The organism is Stenotrophomonas lactitubi (assembly GCF_002803515.1).
GTDB classification, from domain to species: Bacteria; Pseudomonadota; Gammaproteobacteria; order Xanthomonadales; family Xanthomonadaceae; genus Stenotrophomonas; species Stenotrophomonas lactitubi.
In genome coordinates this window covers 2,693,241-2,712,625 of the sequence record NZ_PHQX01000001.1, presented here as the reverse complement: position 1 = coordinate 2,712,625, position 19,385 = coordinate 2,693,241, and the positions used below count along the sequence as shown (strand labels likewise).

Annotated in this window: 14 protein-coding genes; 13 read left to right on the top strand and 1 reads right to left on the bottom strand. The window is 67.4% G+C overall.

Features of this window, described 5'->3' with window-relative positions; all coding sequences use genetic code 11:
• The first annotated feature begins 114 nt into the window (after nucleotides 1–114).
• The 13 genes from prmB to CR156_RS12735 all read left to right on the top strand — a co-directional run bounded on the left by prmB (nucleotide 115) and on the right by CR156_RS12735 (nucleotide 18,397).
• Nucleotides 115–1,044: a 50S ribosomal protein L3 N(5)-glutamine methyltransferase gene (gene prmB / locus CR156_RS12795; protein WP_100461075.1), complete on the top strand. Its 930-nt coding sequence runs from the start codon at nucleotides 115–117 to the stop codon at nucleotides 1,042–1,044.
• Nucleotides 1,041–2,144: a chorismate synthase gene (aroC, locus tag CR156_RS12790; RefSeq protein WP_089236324.1), complete on the top strand. Its 1,104-nt coding sequence runs from the start codon at nucleotides 1,041–1,043 to the stop codon at nucleotides 2,142–2,144. Before prmB ends, aroC begins: the two co-directional genes overlap by 4 nt.
• Nucleotides 2,137–3,174, top strand: a complete 1,038-nt coding sequence (locus CR156_RS12785; RefSeq protein WP_100553114.1) for a 2-hydroxyacid dehydrogenase — start codon at nucleotides 2,137–2,139, stop codon at nucleotides 3,172–3,174. Before aroC ends, CR156_RS12785 begins: the two co-directional genes overlap by 8 nt.
• Before the next feature lie 90 nt (nucleotides 3,175–3,264).
• The gene (locus CR156_RS12780; protein ID WP_089236322.1) at nucleotides 3,265–4,293 is read left to right on the top strand and encodes an aspartate-semialdehyde dehydrogenase; all 1,029 of its coding nucleotides are present in this window, start codon (nucleotides 3,265–3,267) and stop codon (nucleotides 4,291–4,293) included.
• A 130-nt stretch (nucleotides 4,294–4,423) separates the two neighbouring features.
• The gene (locus CR156_RS12775; protein WP_100553113.1) at nucleotides 4,424–6,415 is read left to right on the top strand and encodes a FimV/HubP family polar landmark protein; all 1,992 of its coding nucleotides are present in this window, start codon (nucleotides 4,424–4,426) and stop codon (nucleotides 6,413–6,415) included.
• A complete protein-coding gene (locus CR156_RS12770) occupies nucleotides 6,412–6,771 on the top strand; it encodes a VOC family protein (protein ID WP_100553112.1) in 360 nt (119 codons plus the stop codon). Before CR156_RS12775 ends, CR156_RS12770 begins: the two co-directional genes overlap by 4 nt.
• A 32-nt stretch (nucleotides 6,772–6,803) precedes the next feature.
• On the top strand, nucleotides 6,804–7,574 hold the full coding sequence (truA, locus tag CR156_RS12765) for a tRNA pseudouridine(38-40) synthase TruA (RefSeq protein ID WP_089236319.1): 771 nt from the start codon (nucleotides 6,804–6,806) through the stop codon (nucleotides 7,572–7,574).
• A complete protein-coding gene (locus CR156_RS12760; RefSeq protein WP_100553111.1) occupies nucleotides 7,571–8,227 on the top strand; it encodes a phosphoribosylanthranilate isomerase in 657 nt (218 codons plus the stop codon). Before truA ends, CR156_RS12760 begins: the two co-directional genes overlap by 4 nt.
• A gap of 168 nt (nucleotides 8,228–8,395) precedes the next feature.
• Nucleotides 8,396–9,070 (top strand): DUF1449 family protein, encoded by a 675-nt coding sequence (locus CR156_RS12755; RefSeq protein WP_100553110.1) that lies wholly within the window; start codon nucleotides 8,396–8,398, stop codon nucleotides 9,068–9,070.
• A complete protein-coding gene (locus tag CR156_RS12750; protein WP_100553109.1) occupies nucleotides 9,067–11,085 on the top strand; it encodes a flotillin family protein in 2,019 nt (672 codons plus the stop codon). Before CR156_RS12755 ends, CR156_RS12750 begins: the two co-directional genes overlap by 4 nt.
• Before the next feature lie 82 nt (nucleotides 11,086–11,167).
• Nucleotides 11,168–16,540, top strand: coding sequence for a DNA repair ATPase (locus CR156_RS12745; RefSeq protein ID WP_100553108.1), 5,373 nt, complete (start codon nucleotides 11,168–11,170; stop codon nucleotides 16,538–16,540).
• 5 nt (nucleotides 16,541–16,545) lie between these two features.
• Complete coding sequence (locus CR156_RS12740) at nucleotides 16,546–17,244, top strand: hypothetical protein (protein ID WP_243381817.1); 699 nt, start codon at nucleotides 16,546–16,548, stop codon at nucleotides 17,242–17,244.
• A 43-nt stretch (nucleotides 17,245–17,287) separates the two neighbouring features.
• Nucleotides 17,288–18,397: a toxic anion resistance protein gene (locus CR156_RS12735; protein WP_100553106.1), complete on the top strand. Its 1,110-nt coding sequence runs from the start codon at nucleotides 17,288–17,290 to the stop codon at nucleotides 18,395–18,397.
• Between the two features lie 81 nt (nucleotides 18,398–18,478).
• Here CR156_RS12735 and CR156_RS12730 read toward each other — a convergent pair whose 3' ends face one another.
• Nucleotides 18,479–19,366, bottom strand: a complete 888-nt coding sequence (locus CR156_RS12730; RefSeq protein WP_100553105.1) for a LysR family transcriptional regulator — start codon at nucleotides 19,364–19,366, stop codon at nucleotides 18,479–18,481.
• Nucleotides 19,367–19,385: the final 19 nt, after the last annotated feature.

The window sequence follows — 19,385 nt, the reverse complement described above, 5'->3', positions numbered from 1 at the left end:
CCGCAGGAAGTGGCCACCATCATACCGGCTGCGACTGGATCGTTTCTGCCGCAACGGATGCCGGCGCAGGCGGCAACCCCTATAATCGGGGGCCACTTTGCCCGCAGTACCGCCATGACCGCTGAAACGGCCGCCGAACTCCATACGATCATCGATCTGATCCGCTACGGCACCAGCCGTTTCAACGCTGCGGGCCTGACCTTCGGGCACAGCTACGACAATGCCCTGGACGAGGCCACCCAGCTGGTGCTGCACGGCCTGCACCTGCCGCACGACCTCGGCCCGGCCTACGGCCAGGCGCGCCTGCTGCGGGAAGAGAAGCTGGCGGTGCTGGAGCTGTTCCAGCGCCGCATCGACGAGCGCATCCCGGCCGCCTACCTGACCGGTGAAGCCTGGTTCGCCGGCCTCAGCTTCAAGAGCGACACGCGCGCCCTGGTGCCGCGCTCGCCGATCGCCGAACTGATCGAGTGCGGCTTCGAGCCGTGGCTGGCCGGCCGCGACGTCAGCCGCGCGCTGGACCTGTGCACCGGTTCGGGCTGCATCGCCATCGCCATGGGCCACTACTACCCGAACTGGGAAGTGGACGGCGTGGACCTCAGCGATGAGGCGCTGTCGCTGGCCGAAGAAAACAAGGAACGCCTGCAGGCGCACAACGTGACCCTGCTGAAGTCGGACCTGTTCAACGGCCTGACCGGCCGCCACTACGACCTGATCGTCACCAACCCGCCGTACGTCACCAACGACGAGACCGATGCCCTGCCGCAGGAATACTCCTACGAGCCGGACATGGGCCTGCGTGCCGGCGACGATGGCCTGGACCTGGTGCTGAAGATCCTGCGCGACGCGCCGCTGCACCTGAGCGAGGACGGCCTGCTGATCTGTGAAGTGGGCGAATCCGAACAGCACCTGATCAAGCTGCTGCCGGAGGTCGATTTCGCCTGGGTCGAGTTCAAGGTCGGCCAGATGGGCATCTTCGCGGTCGAGTGCCGCGAGCTGATCGCCCACAGCGCACGCATCACCGAACTGGCGGCACAGCGCCCGTGAGCTCCAATTCGTTCGGCAAGCTGTTCACCGTCACCACGTTCGGCGAATCGCACGGGCCGGCCATCGGCTGCGTGATCGATGGCTGCCCGCCGGGGCTGGCGCTGGACGCGGCCGAATTCAGCCACGACCTGCAGCGTCGCGCCACCGGCAAGAGCCGGCATACCTCGGCGCGGCGTGAGGCCGACGAAATCGAGATCCTGTCCGGGGTGTACGAGGGCCTGACCACCGGCACCCCGATCGCGCTGCTGATCCGCAACACCGACCAGCGCAGCAAGGACTACAGCAACATCGGCCAGCAGTTCCGTCCGGGGCATGCCGATTACAGCTACTGGCACAAGTACGGCATCCGCGACCCGCGTGGCGGCGGCCGTTCTTCGGCGCGCGAGACCACCATGCGCGTAGCCGCTGGCGTGATCGCCAAGAAATGGCTGGCCGAACGCTTCGGCATCACCGTGCGCGGCTACCTGTCGCAGCTGGGCGAGATCACCCCGGCCGGTTTCGACTGGTCGGTGGTCGAGGACAACCCGTTCTTCTGGCCGCACGCCGCACAGGTGCCCGAGCTGGAGGCGTACATGGATGCACTGCGCAAGTCCGGTGATTCGGTCGGTGCCTGCGTGGACGTGGTCGCCGACAATGTGCCGCCGGGCTGGGGCGAGCCGATCTACGGCAAGCTCGATGGGGAACTGGCTGCCGCACTGATGAGCATCAACGCGGTGAAGGGCGTGGAGATCGGCGACGGTTTCGCCAGCGCCATGCAGAAGGGCACCGAACACCGTGACCTGCTGACCCCGCAGGGTTTCGCCAGCAACCACGCCGGCGGCATTCTCGGTGGCATCTCCACCGGCCAGCCGGTGGTCGCCTCGATGGTGCTCAAGCCGACCTCCAGCCTGCGCCTGCCGGGTGAGTCGCTGGATACGGCCGGCAACGTGGTGGAGGTGGTCACCACCGGCCGCCATGATCCCTGCGTCGGCATCCGCGCCACCCCCATCGCTGAGGCGATGATGGCACTGGTGCTGATGGACCAGGCGCTGCGCCACCGCGCGCAGTGCGGTGACGTCGGCACCATCACCCCGCGCATTCCCGGCCAGCTTGATGGCTGATGCGCGGCCGACGGTGTGGGTGAGCCAGCCGCTGATCGACGCGGCCATCGCGCCGCTGCGCGATCGCGTGCAGCTGCGCACCACCGATGCCGTCACCGCCTGGTCGCCGCAGCAGATCGCCGCGCAGCTGGCTGACGTTGACGGGGCGGTCATCACCCTCAACGAGCGCATCGGTGCGGCCCAGGTCGCCGATGCCGCGCAGCTGCAGGTGATCGCCAATGTCGGCGTGGGCTACAACAATCTGGACGTCGACGCGCTCAGCGCCGCCGGCATCCTCGCCAGCAACACCCCGGACGTCCTCACCGAGACCACCGCCGATCTCGGTTTCGCCCTGCTGATGGCCACCGCACGCCGGATCACCGAATCCGAGCGCTGGCTGCGCGAGGGGCAATGGGGGCAGTGGTCGTTCCAGACCATGCTCGGTGCCGACATCCATGGCAGCACGCTCGGCATCCTCGGCATGGGCCGCATCGGCCAGGGCATCGCCCGTCGCGGTGCGCACGGCTTCGGCATGAAGGTGCTGTACCACAACCGTTCGCGGCTGCCGGCCGACGCCGAAGCCGCGCTCGGCGCGACCTACGTGGATCTGGACACGCTGCTGGCGCAGTCCGACCATCTGCTGACCGTACTGCCGTACACCGCTGCTTCGCACCACATCATCAACGCCACCGCGCTGGCGAAGATGAAGCCGTCTGCCACGCTGGTGAACATCGCCCGCGGCGGCATCGTCGACGAACTTGCGCTGGCCGATGCACTGGCCAACGGTCGTCTGGCGGCCGCTGGCCTGGATGTCTACGAAGGCGAGCCGAACGTGCGGCCGGAACTGCTGGCGCTGCGCAACATCGTGCTGACCCCGCACATCGGCAGCGCCTCGCTGGCCACGCGCACGGCCATGGTGCAGATGGCCGTGGACAATCTGCTGGCCGGGCTTGGCCTGGACGGCAGTCCGGCGCGCATGCCGAGCGCGATCAACGCCGACGCGGCCCTTGCCGCGCGCGCCTCGATGGATGAAAAAAGCGGGAAACGATAGGGAACCTCCGCGCATCCATCCGAGGAGGCTCCCCGAACCCAGCTGTCGTGCGTGAGTTTTCCCCCTTCCCGTTTTCGTGAGAGTTCCCCCATGAGCAATGCACAACGCAGCTTCCACGTCGCCATCGTCGGCGCCACCGGTGCGGTCGGCGAGACCATGCTGGCCATCCTGGCCGAGCGTGATTTCCCGGTCGCCACCCTGAGCCTGCTCGCTTCCGAGCGATCGGCCGGCGGCGAAGTCGAGTTCAACGGCAGCAAGGTGAAGATCCAGGACCTGGCCACCTTCGACCCGAGTGGCGTGGACATCGCCCTGTTCTCGGCCGGTGGCAGCGTGTCCAAGGAATACGCCCCGAAATTCGCCGCCGCTGGCGCGGTGGTGATCGACAACTCCTCGGCCTTCCGTTACGACGACGACGTGCCGCTGGTGGTGTCGGAGGTCAACCCGGACCAGGTCGGCAACCGTCCGCGCGGCATCATCGCCAACCCGAACTGCTCGACCATGCAGATGCTGGTCGCGCTGGCACCGCTGCATCGCAAGTACGGCATCGAGCGCATCAACGTGTCCACCTACCAGTCGGTGTCCGGTGGTGGCCGTTCGGCGCTGGAAGAACTGGGCAAGCAGACCGGCCAGCTGTTGAGCTTCCAGGAAATCGATCCGCAGCGTTTCCCGGTGCAGATTGCCTTCAACCTGATCCCGCACATCGACGACTTCCTGGACAACGGCTTCACCAAGGAAGAGATGAAGCTGGTCTGGGAGACCCGCAAGATCCTGGGCGACGACAGCATCCTGGTGAACCCGACCGCGGTGCGTGTGCCGGTGTTCTACGGCCACTCCGAATCGGTGGCGATCGAGACCCGTGACAAGGTGACCGTGGCCGAAGCGCGCGCGCTGCTGGAACAGTCGCCGGGCATCGAGGTGGTGGATCGTCATGAAGCCGGTGGCTACCCGACGCCGGTTACCCATGCCTCGGGCACGGACGCGGTGTACGTCGGACGCATCCGCGAGGACCTGTCGCATCCGCGCGGCCTGAACCTGTGGATCGTGTCGGACAACGTGCGCAAGGGGGCTGCCCTGAACGCGGTGCAGCTGGCCGAGCTGGTCGCCGCCGAGACGCGCTGATGGAGAGGCCGGGCAACGCCCGGCCTTTTCTGTAGAGCCGAGCCCATGCTCGGCTCTCCCCAAGCAGCCGAGCATGGGCTCGGCTCTACATGGGTGCGGACCGTGGTCCGCACGCTTTATAGTGTCGCCCATGAATAAACGAGCCAAGGGCGCACGGCGTCCGCTCACCTGTCTCTCCGCCGCGCTGCTGGCCCTGGTCAGCAGTTCGGCCATGGCCCTGGGGCTGGGCGACATCCGGGTCCTGTCCAAGCCGGGACAGCCGTTGCTGGCCGAGATCCCGGTGATCTCGGCCGATCCATCCGAACTTGAGAACCTGCGCGTCGCGCTCGCCTCGCCGGTCACCTTCGAGCGCGTTGGCCTGCAGCGTCCGGCTGGCCTGGTCAGCGAACTGCAGTTCGAGTTGACCCGCAACGCACAGGGCAGGGCGGTGGTGCGGGTGACCTCGCAGACGCCTGTGGAAACACCGTCGCTGAGCTTCCTGGTCGAGGCCGACTGGGGCCAGGGTCGGCTGGTGCGTGAGTACTCGGCTCTGGTTGATGCACCGGCCAGTGCACTGGCCGTGGCCGAACCGGAGATCGTCGCGCCGGCCGGCGTGCTGTCGGACACCATCGTCCGCGATGTGCCTGTCGCCGCTGCAACCGTACCCGAGCCGGCACCTGCCAAGGCGGCAGCCGCACCGGCTGCACCGCGTCCGCGCGCTGCGGCACCTGCGCCAACACCAGCAGCACCGGCAGCACCGGCACTGGCCGCAGACGGCAGCGTGACCGTGCAGCGCGGGCAGACCCTTTCGCAGATTGCCGGTTCACTGGCCCGTGGCAATCAGATCAGTCGCGACCGGGCGATGATCGCGCTGTTGCGTGCCAACCCCGAAGCCTTCATCCGAGGCAACGTCAACCTGCTCAAGCAGGGCGCGGTGCTGCGCATGCCGGGCGATAGCGCACTGGCCGCGGTGGATGCGGCCGAGGCCGCCGCGCTGGTTCGCGAACATGCCGCGCAGTGGCGACAGGCACGCACCGTGCCGCAGCCGGCTGGCGCCCCGATGCCGGTGGCCAAGGCCGATGGCAGCGTTTCTTCCCCGGCTGCGGCCACAGGGGCACGACTTGAAATCGCTCCGGCGCTGGCGTCCGACGCCGCGCACGCGGGCACAACCACCGGCACCACTGCCGGCAGCGAGGGTGACATGCTGGGCAACGAACAACTGCGCCAGGCCAAGGAGGACATCGCCACCCGCGATGCCGAGATCGGCGATCTGAAGCAGCGCGTGGCGGAGCTCGAAAAGCTCAAGGAGCAGCAGCAGTCACTGATCGCGATGAAGGACAATGACCTGGCCGCCGCGCAGCAGCGCTTGGCACAGGCGCCGGGTGCGCCGGGCGCCGGCACGCCGTGGTACTGGCTGGGCCTGCCGCTGCTGGTGCTGGTTGCCCTGGGCGCCTGGTTGCTGCGTCGTCGCAAGCCCTCGCCGCTGCCGCCGCTGCGCGAGGAGCACGATGCTGCCGGCCTGGCCGCAGCGCTGCCGGCAGGTGCCGCGCTCGATACCCTGGCCGAGCAGGACGCCGGGGTGGGTTTCGCGGCCGAAGGCGGACGCCAGGAACCGGCGATGCCGGCCTGGGCCAGCACTGCCGGCCATGATGCGCCGGATGCCGAAATCCGTGAGGATGCCTCGCCGGCCGAGTGGCGGGCGGGTGAGCTTGATGAGGACGCGCTGGCTGAACTGCCTGCTGCGGTGAACGATCTGCCGCGCTGGGACGATGCCGCTGCCGCTGCCCCGGTCGCGCCGACCGAACCGGCCGAGGTGGCCGTACCCGACTACGCGCTGCAGGCCGAACAGGAGCCGCAGTTCCGCGGTGTGTTCGATCTGCCGGCCGAACCGCATGAGCACGGGACGGCTGCACCGGTCGACCTGCACGACGACCATGCTGCCGACGAGGACGCCGTCGGGTCTTCGGCAGGCAGTGGCCATGACTGGACCCCGCGTGTCGGCCAGGAACGGCTGGAACTGGCCATCGCTTATCTGGACCTGGGCGACGCGCAGACCGCGCGCACCCTGCTGCACGAGGTGGCCGAAGGCGGCGATCTGCATTGCCAGGCGCAGGCCCGCGAACTTTTGGCCCGTCTGCCATGACCCGCGAACGCCGTCTCGACTACGTTGAATTCGCCTCGAGCGACCCGGCTGCGAGTCGCGTCTTCTTCGAAGACGTGTTCGGCTGGTCGTTTGTCGATTACGGCAGCGACTACACCGCCTTCGATGACGGCCGTCTGCAGGGAGGCTTCTTCCGCGGCCAACCGCAGCGTGCCAGCGAAGGCGCGCCACTGCTGGTGCTGTATGCCGACCAGCTGGCGCCGATGGAAGCGGCGGTGCGCGCGGCCGGTGGCGAGATCGTGCGAACCGTGTTCTCTTTTCCCGGCGGCAGCCGTTTCCAGTTCGTCGAGCCCGGTGGCAATGAACTGGCGGTCTGGTCCGAGCGCGACCCGGCCTGAGCGCCGCCCCACCCGCAACATCGAGGTAGCACATGCGTTACGCGCTCGGCGTCGAGTACGACGGCAGCGATTTCAGGGGTTGGCAGAACCTGGGCGAGGGCGGACCCAGTGTCCAGGCCAGCCTGGAACAGGCCCTGTCATCGGTGGCCGATACCCCCTTGCAGGTGGTCTGCGCCGGCCGCACCGATGCCGGCGTGCATGGCCAGTGCCAGGTCGTGCACTTCGAGACCGACGTGGTGCGTGATCCGCGCGCCTGGATGCTCGGCACTACCACCCGCTTGCCGCGTTCGATCGCGGTGCGCTGGTGCGTGCCGGTGGCCGATGACTTCCATGCCCGATTCTCCGCGCGGGCACGACGCTATCGCTACCGCCTGCTCAACCGCGAAGTACGCCCGGCGCTGGGTCGGCAGACCCTCAGCTGGGAGCGCCGCCCGCTCGACGCCGAGCGCATGCACCTGGCCGGGCAGGCCCTGCTGGGCGAGAACGACTTCAGCGCCTTCCGCTCCGTCCAGTGCCAGGCCCTGCATGCGCGGCGTGAGCTGCAGTCACTGCAGGTCAGCCGCCACGACGACGTCATCGAGGTGGCGGTGCGTGGCAATGCATTCCTTCATCACATGGTCCGCAATATTGTCGGCTCGTTGATTCTGGTTGGCAGTGGGGAGAAACCGGTGGAGTGGATCGCCGAACTGCTGGCCGGGCGCGACCGAACCGTAGCCGGTCCCACCGCTCCTCCGCAGGGACTGGTGTTCCTGGGGCCGCTGTACCCCGACAACTGGCATCTGCCCGCCGAGGTAACGCTATGAGCCGCTCCTACTACCGTACCCGCATCAAGTTCTGTGGCATGACCCGCGCCGGCGACGTGCGCCTGGCCGGTGAGCTGGGCGTGGATGCGGTGGGCTTCATTTTCGCCCGCGAGAGCAGCCGCCGGGTCGCACCGGCCGAAGCGCGCGCGATGCGCCAGGCGATCGCACCGATGGTCGACGTGGTGGCGCTGTTCCGCAACAACAGCAAGGAAGAAGTGCGCGAGGTGCTGCGCACCGTGCGGCCGACCCTGCTGCAGTTCCATGGCGAGGAAGACGAAAGCTTCTGCCGCAGCTTCAACATGCCGTACCTGAAGGCGATCGCCATGGGCGGGCGTGAGGAGATCAATGCGCGCACCCTGCAGCTGCGCTACCCCAGCGCCGCCGGTTTCCTGTTCGACAGCCATGCCCCGGGCGGCGGCGGCGGTACCGGCGTGGCCTTCGACTGGTCGCGCGTGCCGACCGGACTGCATCGTCCGTTCCTGCTGGCCGGTGGCCTGACCCCCGAAAACGTGTACGACGCCGTGCTGGCGACCCTGCCGTGGGGCGTGGATGTGTCCAGTGGCATCGAACTGGAGCCGGGCATCAAGGACGGCTACAAGATGCGCACGTTCGTGGAAGAAGTCCGCCGCTCCGATTGCGCCGTGCTGGATTGAGTCGTGGTCCATTCTGGCGTGTCCGGCCTTCACATTTGAGCCTGCACACCTTCTTCACATAGGATGATCCCAAGCGTGCTGGCCATGAGGGCTGGCACGAGGATCGACGGAGCCGCTGTCGGCGTGCTCCGAACGGGCGCCTGGCGCCCCCGCCCAGGAAGGCAAACGATGCAGGAATTCCTCACCGTCGTGCTCGGTTATCCGACCCTCCCGTACAGCGTCGCGCTGGCGGTGGCGGTTCTGTATTGGGGGATTGCCGCCTTCGGCCTGGTCGATGACGGTTTCGGCGAGGCCGGTGCCGACGGCGCCCTCGAAGGCGACGCCCATCTCAGCGGTCTGTCCGCCCTGCTGGCGCGCTGGGGGCTGGGCGGTGTGCCGCTCATGGTGGTGATGACGCTGCTGAGCCTGTTCGCCTGGACCCTCACCTACTTCATCCACCTGTACCTGCTGCTGCCGTTGCCCGACCTGCTGCGCTGGTCATTGGGCACCGTGGTGGCGGTGCTCGCACCACTGCCGGCCGTGCCGGTCACCGCGCTGCTGCTGCGTCCCATCCGCCGCTTCCTGCTGCGCCTGCGCCCGGTGCCGCAGGCCTCGCTGCTGGGCCGCGTTGGCGTGGTCGCTTCGCCGAAGGTCGACGCACGCAGTGGCCATGCCACCGTCGATGACGGCGGTGCCGGCCTGGTCCTGCAGATCCGCAGCGACATCGAACTGCAGCGTGGCGAGCGCATCGTGCTGGTCGAGCACGTGGCTGCACAACACCATTACCGGGTGGTCCGCGCCGACGCGGTCGCCCTCGACTTCCAGGACAACCTGCTTCCGGGCAACAAGGAGAATCATCAATGACGTTGGCTTCCGTGCTCCCCTTCCTCTTCATCGTGGGCTGCGTGCTTGCCCTCCTGCTCGGCGTGGCCGGCCTGTTCAAGGCGTTCTACCGCAAGGTCGACCAGGGCGTGGCGTTGATCGTCAACGACATGAGTGCGACCCCGAAAGTGCATTTCACCGGCGCGCTGATCATTCCCGTGCTGTACCGCGCCGAGCTGATGCGCATCAGCCTGATCACCCTGCAGATCGACCGTCGCGGCAAGGAAGGCCTGATCTGCCGCGACAACATGCGCGCCGACATCGCCGTTGCGTTCTACCTGCGCGTCAACGAGACCCAGGCCGACGTGCTGCGCGTGGCCAAGGCCATCGGCGCTGATCGCGCCTCGGATAAACACGCGGTCGATGAGCTGTTCAACGCCAAGTTCTCCGAAGCACTGAAGACGGTCGGCAAGAAGTTCGACTTCACCGAACTGTTCGAGAAGCGCCAGGAATTCCGCGACGAGATCATCGCGGTGATCGGCAATGACCTCAATGGTTATGTGCTGGAAGACGTGGCCATCGACTACCTCGAGCAGACGCCGAAATCGCTGCTGGACCAGTTCAACATCCTCGACGCGCAGGGCATCCGCAAGATCACCGAGCTGACCGCTGCGCAGAACGTGGTGACCAACGAGCTGGAGCAGAACGAGAAGCTGGCCATCACCAAGAAGAACGTCGAAGCGCGCGAAGCGTTGCTGGCGCTTGAACGCCAGCAGGCCGAGGCCGAGGCACGGCAGAAGCGCGAGATCGAAACCATCCGTGCGCGCGAGCAAGCCGAGACCGCCAAGGTGCAGGAAGAGCAGCGCCAGCTGTCCGAGAACGCCCGCATCGAAGCGCAGCAGGTGATCGACATCCGCGAGCAGAACCGCATGCGCGAAGTCGAAGTAGCCGAACAGAACCGCCAGCGCGCCGTGGCCATCGAAGCCGAGCGCGTCGAACGTGCACGCCAGCTGGAGCAGGTCACCACCGATCGCGAAGTGCAGCTGCAGGGCGTGGAGCGCGACAAGGTGGTCGAGCAGGGCAAGATGGACGTGGCCAACATCACCCGCGAACGCATCTCCATCGACAAGACCGTGGCGCAGGAAGAAGAGCGCATCAAGGAAGTGCGTGAAGTCTCCGAGGCCGACCGCCAGAAGCAGGTGCTGATCCTGGAAGCCGAAGCCAAGGCGCAGGAATCGCTGGTGCGCGAAGTGAAGGAAGCGCAGGCCCGCGAGACCGCCTCCAAGCATCGTGCAGTGGAGCTGACCACCCTAGCGCAGGCCGAGCACGAAGCGGCCGGCAAGCAGGCCGAAGCCAAGCGTCTGCTGGCCGACGCGTTCCGCGCCGAGCAGGCCGCACCCGGCCTGGCCGAAGCGCAGGTGCGCGAAGCATCGGCGTTGGCCATCGAGAAGGTCGGTATCGCCGAGGCACGCGTGATCGAAGCCAAGGCCGAAGCGAACCTGAAGCAGGGCAGCAACGAGGCGCGCGTGCTGGCCGAGACGCTGCAGGCACAGGCACAGGGCGAGGAGAAGATGGGCCTGGCCCGTGCTACCGCCACCGAATCGCTGGGCAATGCCGAAGCCGGCGTGGTGCAGAAGAAGCTGCTGGCCGAAGCCGAAGGCCTGGTCCGCAAGTTCGAAGCGATCGCCTCGCTGAGCGACCAGGCACGTGGCCACGAAGAGTTCCGCATGATGCTCGACAACAGCCTCAAGCAGGCCCTGGCTTCGATCGAAGCCGGCAAGGAAGTCTCGCGCGAGAACGCGGGCGTGATCGCCAGCGCACTGCGCAATGCCGACATCGACCTGATCGGTGGAGACGGCGGCATGTTCGAAAACCTGATCAAGGCGGTGTCGCTGGGCAAGTCGATCGAAGGCTTCGCCGGCAAGAGTCCGATCGTGCAGGACCTGATGCAGCGCTACCTGGGCGTCAACGTGGCCGACAGCGCGCCGCGACAGATCGCCGAGGACGCGGAGACCGTGCCCGTCGCGGCGACCGTTGTGGTCGACAGCGCGCGCTGATCCACCCGGCGATGGCCATCGCCATCGCCCACCCGTGCCGGCCGCATCGACGGCCGGCCGTCCGTGAGCCGGAAACCTGCTGATGTCCGAAACCAAACCGTCCACCGAGTCCGTCGTGCCAGAGGCTGCCGGCGATACCGTCGACCAGGCCGTTGCCCAGGGCGGCGCCTATGAAGTCCTGCGGCGCCGTCTTGGCGAACAGGGCCAGCGCCTGCAGGCCGTTGCCGAGCAGCTGAACCGCCAGCGCCTGGCCGAGTTCGGCGACAGCCGCCTGGAGGTGGTCGGCCGCTTCCGCATCCGTAGCGAGAACAACTGCGTCGGCCGCGACATCGTCCAGGTCGGCCCGGACCGCCTGCTGTTCGGCTACAACGTGTTCATCGGGCTGAAGACCCAGACCCGCATCGAAGATGTGTTCGGCCTGTACCGGCTGGTACAGGGCACTGAGGGCTACGACGTCGCCGCGCTGGAGCTGAAGGGCAGTTTCCTCGACCAGCCCGGCTTCGTGCATGACTTCAACGAGCTGTACGCCTACTACAAGCATGCGCGCCTGCTGCAGCTGATCGTGGTGGGCGACAAGCTGCTGGCCTCGTTCCAGATCGGCGAGCGCAGCAGCGACGTGCGCGTGTTCCGCTGGGCGCTGGCACGCGATGGTGAATTGACCTACCTCGACGCCCGTGGCGAGCGCGACATAGCGCTGCCACCGCCGTTCGATTTCGAATGGACCCGCGCCACCCGCGACCTCGCTGTCAACGGCCGCCATTCGCATCTGAACATCCTCGACACCCTGTTCGTGGAGACCACCGGTGGTGATCTGACCATCAAGGTGGAGAACAACACCGAAACCGGGCAGGGCATCTACAGCGAACCGGTGGAAGACAGCACGCAGTCGCTGGACGACGCGCAGTTCGAGTTTGCCCGGGTCGGCTCGCTGGTGCTGCTGAAAGTGCTGCCGTATCGCGAAACCGAATGGCGCGGGCTGATCTACAACACGCTCACCGGCGACATCGTGCGCAACGATGCCATCGTCCAGGCGTGCGTGCAGCTGCCCGAAGACCACGGCATCATCTTCCCCGGTGGCTATTACCTGCAGGGTGGCGAGCACAAGGCGTTCGACGCCTCGATGGATGGCATGCAGTTCAAGCGCAGCATCCGTTCGCCCAACGGCGAGGACGTGCTGTACATCTTCTACGAACGCGAGGGTGGGCGTTCGGCGCTGTTCGTCTACAACACCATCCAGCGCGTGCTGCAGAACCCGGTGTTCGGCCACGGCTATGCCTTCATGCAGGATGGGCGCATGGTGCTGTTCCATGCCGAAGGCACCGAGCCGACCCGCATCCATCCGATGCAGGTCTGGCAGACGCCTTTCAGCAGCGATGAGTTCGCCGCCAGCCGTCCGCCCGGCAATACCTTCATGGGCCGCATCGGCAACGCCGAGCTGGTGCGTGGCATCTCCAACCTGTTCAACCTGGCGCGCGAAATCGACGGCCAGGATGTATCGGTGCAGCGCTACCAGCGCCTGGTGGCCGACACCCGGCGGCTTTTCGATGCGCATCATTGGCTGGGCGACGAGGCCTGCGATGGCGCCGAAGCGTTGCTGCGGCAGATCAGCGCCACCGGCGAATCGGTGCTGGACGAATACGAGAAAGTGCAGTCGATCCGCCAGCAGTCGGCGCAGGCGATGGCCGAGGCCGAGACCACGCACAAGGCGTTGCTGGGTCGGCTGCAGCCGGAAAACTGGAACGAGGTGCAGGCCTTCGTCGAGGCGCTCAATGCGATCACCGCGCTGCGTGGTCGACTGCTGACGATCCGCGAACTGCGCTACATCGATACCGCGCGCATCGAGGCGATGGCCGCCGAGCTGGTGCAGGCGCACGACCGTGTCGGCCTCGCCACCGGTGCCTTCCTTGCCGGCGATGCGGCCCTGGCTCCCTTGACCGCCCGCATGCAGGCGCTGGACGAGGCCGCACAGCAGGCCGCCAGTGCACGCCAGCTGGATGAACAGCTGGACGGCCTGCGCGGCATGGCCGGTGATCTGGACATGCTGTCCGAGCTGATGGCCGGGCTGAAGGTCGACGATGCGACCGCGCGTACCCGCGTGGTCGAATCCATCTCGCTGCTGTACGGGCGCTTGAACCAGGCGCGCGCGCGCGCCGAACAGCGCCGAAGGTCGCTGGGCTCGGCCGAAGCCGTGGCCCAGTTCGCCGCCCAGTTCGCCCTGTTCTCGCAATCGATCACCAGCGCGCTGGCGATGGCCAGCGACCCTGAGCGTGCCGACGAACAGCTGTCGCGCCTGCTGGTACAGCTGGAAGAACTGGAGAGCCAGTTCGGCGAGCATGAGCAGTTCCTAGGCGACATCCTGAGCAAACGCGAAGAGCTGGTCGAGGCCTTTGACACCCACAAGCAGGCCCTGCTGGATGATCGCCAGCGCAAGGCGCACTCGGTGCTTGATGCCGCCAATCGCATCCTCGACGGCCTGGGCAAGCGTACCGAGCGGTTCGGCACGGCCGACGAACTCAATGCGTTCTTCGCCGGCGATCCGCTGATCCTCAAGCTGCGTGAACTGGCCGAGCGCCTGCGTGCGCTGCGCGACAACGTCAAGGCCGACGATGTCGAGGCGCGCCTGAAGGGCGTGCGCGACCAGGCTGTGCGCCAGCTGCGTGACCGCAGCGACCTGTACGAGGCCGGCGGCAACGTGGTCCGCCTTGGTCCGCGCCATCGATTCAGCGTGAACACCCAGGCGCTGGACCTGACCCTGCTGCCGCGTGGCGAAACCCTTGCCATCCATCTCACCGGCACCGACTTCCTGGAGACCCTGCACGATCCCGAGCTGGATGCGCTGAAGCCGTTCTGGCAGGTCACCCTGGATTCGGAATCGGCAGCGATCTACCGCGGCGAATACCTGGCCGGGTGCCTGTTGCTGGCTGCGGAGGAGGGCCGGGATGGCCTGGACCTGGCCCAGCTGCAGCACGATGCGGCCGAACCCGAAGCGCTGGACCAGCGGGTCCGCGCGTTTGCCGCGCCCCGTTACCGCGAGGGGTACGAGCGCGGTATCCATGACCATGACGCCGCCCTGATCCTGCGCGCGCTGTTGCCGTTGCAGCAGGCCGCCGGCCCGCTGCGGCATTCGCCCCACGTGCGTGCGTTGGCGCTGCTGTTCTGGGCAGCGCGGCAACGCGATGAATCCGTGGCGCAGTGGCCCGGCCGGCAGGCCGGCGCGGAGGCCATCGCGCGCCTGTTCGGTTCCGATGAGGGACGTCAGGCGCTGCGCGCGGAAATGGCGAAGGCGCTGCATGACTATGCACAGACCCATGCATTGCCGTTCGACGCCGCCGCCGCCGATGCTGCAGCGGCGTATCTGGGCGAAGAACTGGTCGCCGGCGAGCCGGTGTTCAGCAGCAGCCGCCACGCGCAGGCACTGCTGGACGCGCTGTCGCAGCAGCTGGAGCAGGCCGGCCAACGGGATGCGCTTGAGCGTGCGCTGCAGCGCTCGCAGGATCCGCTTGCCACGCGCTGGGCGTTGGCCGGGCAATGGCTGCGGGCGCTCGCCGGGCTGCCGGCACAGTCGGCGCACGCCGGTTATGTCGAAGAAGCAGCGGCACTGCTGCTGGTGCAGCGACAGCTGCGCACGCGTGCCACCGATGTACCGCTGCAGGCGGAGGTCAGTGGCCTGCTGGGCGAGCATGCCCGCATCCACAACGGCAGCCTGACCGTGTCGCTGGACGATTTCCTGGCACGAATGCAGCACCACCTGCAGTCCTTCGTTCCAGCATTCCATGCCTATCAGGCGGTGCGCCAGGGCATCATCGGCCGCGAGCGCGAAACCCTGCGGTTGTCGGAGTTCAAGGCGCGGCCGTTGTCGTCCTTCGTGCGCAACAAGCTGATCAACGACGTGTATCTCGGCGTGATCGGCGACAACCTGGCCAAGCAGATGGGCACCGTTGGCGAGAACAAGCGCAGCGACCTGATGGGCCTGCTGATGATGATCTCGCCGCCCGGCTACGGCAAAACCACGTTGATGGAGTACGTGGCGCATCGCCTCGGCCTGGTCTTCATGAAGATCAATGGACCGGCGCTGGGCCACGAAGTGCGGTCGCTGGATCCGCAGCAGGCGCCGGACGCGACCTCGCGGCAGGAACTGGAGAAGCTCAACCTGGCGCTGGAGATGGGCAACAACACCATGCTGTATGTCGATGACATCCAGCACACCCACCCGGAGTTCCTGCAGAAGTTCATCTCGCTGTGCGATGGCACGCGTCGCATCGAAGGCGTGTGGCGCGGCCGTACGCGCACCTACGACATGCGTGGCAAGAAGTTCTGCGTGGTCATGGCCGGCAACCCGTACACCGAGTCCGGCGAAGTGTTCAAGATCCCGGACATGCTGGCCAACCGTGCCGACATCTACAACCTCGGCGACGTGCTCGGCGGCATGGAAGCGGCCTTCACCCTCAGCTACATCGAGAACAGCCTGACCTCCAATCCGGTACTGGCGCCGCTGGCCACGCGTGAGATGGCCGACCTGTACCTGCTGGTCGATCGCGCGATGGGCAAGGATGTCTCCAGCAATGGTTTGAGCCATGCCTACAGTGGCGCCGAGGTCAACGAAATCACCGCCACCCTGCAGCGCATGCTGCGCGTGCGCGACGTGGTCTACAGGGTCAACCAGCAGTACATCGCCAGCGCCGCACAGGACGACCGCTATCGCACCGAGCCGCCGTTCCGCCTGCAGGGCAGCTACCGCAACATGAACAAGCTGGCGGAGAAGATTTCGCCGGTGATGAATGACGACGAGCTGCAGCAGTTGATCTCCGATCACTACCTGGGCGAAGCGCAGCTGCTGACCACCGGTGCCGAAGAAAATCTGCTGAAGCTGGCCGAGCTGCGTGGCGTACTGGATGACGAGCGCGCGCAACGCTGGGCGCAGATCAAGCGCGATTTCCTGCGCAACAAGGCGATGGGCGCCGGTGACAGCGATGTTGGTGGGCGCGTGGTCGCGCAGCTGGCCGACATCGCCAGCGCGTTGCAGCTGCCGCCAGCGCCGGCGGAGGTAGCCGCCGCACCCGAGCCTGCACCATGGCCGGCCCTGCTGGCGGCACTGCAGCGCCTGGCGGATGCACGGCCGGCCAGCGCGCCGGCGGCTGCCGCACCGCAGCCCGCAGCCACGCCATTGGCCGAAGACCTGCAGGCCGGTCTGGCACCGCTGCTGCAGCTGCTGGTCGCCTCGCAGGAACAGCAGGTGCAGCTCTCGCAGACGTTGGCGGCGTTTGCCGGGTGGGCACGGCAGCAGGTAACGACCGATGTGGCCACGACCGACACGCGTCGTCGCCCGCGCGTGCGTCGTGCAGCGACTCCGGAAGAACGTGCGCTGGACGAAGCGCTGATGCGCCACTTCTACGGTGAGTCATTGCCGCCGGAAACGATGGCTGATGACGGCCCACGGCCGCCGCCACTGCCGTGACCTGCGTGCGCTCCCTGCCCGAACCCACGCTTCCTGCGCGCGTCGATGTGGCCGCGCTGGCCGTGTACGGCAGCCCCTTGCTGCAGGTACTGGCCGAGCCGGCACCGTTGCAGGCCGACGCGGGCGGCGAAGGACTGGTGGCTGCGCTGGCGCGGATCGCCTTGGCCCTGCAGGCCAGTGATCCTGCGCGCCTGCGGCGGCAGGAGAGCTGGTGGGGGCGCCTGCTCGGCCGCGACGTTGCACGCCAAGCGCAGGCGCAGGAGCTGCAGGCGCAGCTGGGCGTGCTGGTGCTGCAGGCACGCGAGCAGGCACAGGGTCTCGCCCAGCGTGTGCAGCAGCGTGCCCAGACCATCATCGACAACGACGCGGCTGCCGCCGCGTTGGAGGCCTGGGCCACGTTCGGCGCCGCGCAGTTGGCGAGCCTGGAAGGCGCTGCGCAGGCCGCGCTGGCGCCGCGTGTGGACCACCTGCAGCGGCTGGCCACGCTGCGGCGCATCGAAAGCGGGCAATGGCAGCTGCTGCAGGAGCAGGACGAAGCCCTGCTGCAGCGCTTCGTCCGCATCCACGATGTCCTGCTGCCGGCCTGGCGCCAAGCCGCGCTGGCTGGCCAGGCACAGGCCCAGGCTGCGCAGGCCGCGCAGGCAGCCACGCTGCAGGCCCAGATCGACGACGAAGTGGCCGCTGCTCAGGCTAGACTGCCCTGAGCCGGCCGCCGCTGCCGCATATCCACCGCAAGGACACTGCCCGATGACCCAGGACAGCCAGAACTCCGGCACGCTCGTGCCCGCCACCACGCCTGCTCCGGAACTTGATGACAGCACGTTGAAGGCCCTCGGCCTGGTCCGCGACGACCTGCCGCGCATCGCCGAAATCGGCCGCGAGCTGGAAGATCTGCGCCCAGGCAACCTGCAGGTGTTCGGCCGTGAAGCCGCCGCACGGACGACGGCCTTCTCCAGCCAGTTGCTGGACCAGGTGCGCAATCGTGACCTCGACGCCAACGGCGAGAAGCTCGGCGAAGTGGTACGCATCGCGCGCGAGCTCAAGCTGGATGGTTTTTCCCAACGCTCGAAGGTGCCGCTGATCGGTGGCCTGATCGATCGCCTGCGCTCCTCCAAGGGCGAACTGGTGCAGAAGTTCAGCGATACCAATTCGCAGATCGAACAGCTGCTCGGCGACGTCGGCGCGCAGCAGGCACTGATGGGCAAGCGGGTGACCGATTTCGACCGCATGCATGACATCGTCCGCGAGGAACGTCACGCCCTGGGCCTGTATGCCGCCGCCGGCAAGCAACGCCTGACCCAGCTGCAGTCCGAGCAATTGCTGGGGCAGGGCAGTGAAGACCCGCAGCAGCGCATCCGTCAGAGCGAGATCGACAATGCGATCCGCCTGATCGAGAAGCGCGTCTCCGACCTGCAGCTGATGCAGCACGCGGCTGACCAGTCGTTGCCGATGATCCGCCTGATCCAGGCCAATGCGCTGCAGCTGATCGAGAAGTTCAACACCGTCCGCGACATCACCATCCCATCGTGGAAGCGCCAGTTCGCGATCCAGTTGTCGCTGGGCGAGCAGAAGAACGCGGCCGAACTGGCCAATGCGATCGATGATGCGACCAACGAGCTGATGCGACGCAATGCAGACCTGATGCGCCAGGCTTCGGTGGACACTGCACGCAGCAACCAGCGCGGCGTGATCGACGTGGCCACGTTGCGGCATGTGCACGATCAGCTGATCGCCACGGTCGAAGAGGTGCGCAGCATCCATCGCGAGGGCATGCAGCAGCGTCAGCAGGCCGAAGTCGAGTTGTCGCGCCTGCGCGAGGATCTGCAGCAACGCCTGGCGGCGCCGACGGCACCTTGATAGCGCTTGGCAGCATCGAGCGTGCTCGATCGCTGCCGGTTGGTCCTTCTGTAGAGCCGAGCCCGCGCTCGGCCTTCGCACTCAACGCAACTGCCCAACCACCCAGTCCGCCAGCGCGTCCACGCGCGCATCGACAGGACCGTCCGGCCGCGCCAGCACCCAGAATCCGCCGGTCGCGGCAAACCCCCACGGTGCCAGCAGCCGCCCCGCGGCCAGATCCTCTGCCACCAGCGGCTCGGGCGCGATCGCCGGGCCCAGTCCCGCCACCGCCGCTTCCAGCAGGTAGTACAGGTGTTCGAAGCCGGTGCCCAGTTGCAGCTGGCCTGGATCCAGATCATGTGCCTGCGCCCACGCCGGCCACGCCTGCGGCCGCGAACTGGTATGCAACAGCGTTTCCTGCAGCAGGGCCGACGGCGGTACATGGCGCAGCCGATGCGCCGCCGGGTGCGAGGGCGCCACCACCACGCCCACCCGTTCCGGTGCCAATTCGCGTACCTGCCAGCCGCGCGGCCACGGCCCCTGCGCCAGCAGCAGCACCGCATCCAGAGTGGCCTGCGTCTCGGTGAAGCTGCCATCCAGGGCCGACCACTGCAGGTGCACGCCGGGCAGGGCCGCCTGCAGGGCCGGCAGCCGCGGAATCATCCAGCGCGCCAGCACGCTGCCGCTGCACCCCAGCACCAGCGCCGGCGAAGCCGCTGGCCGCTGCAATGCGCGCACGCAGTCCTCGATCCCGCTGAAGGCATCGCTGCAGGCTTCCTGCAGGCGGGTGCCGGCGGCGGTGAGGCGCAGGCCGCGGCCTGCACGCTGGAACAGGGCCAGGCCCAGATGGTCTTCCAGCAGCTTCAGCTGGCGGCTGATCGCGCCATGGGTCACATGCAGGGCCTGTGCAGCGCGGCCAACGCCGCCCAGGCGTGCGGTGGCCTCGAATGCCCGCAGGGCATTCAGCGGCGGCAGCAGTGACGTGCTCATGTGAGATTTCCTGACGGGA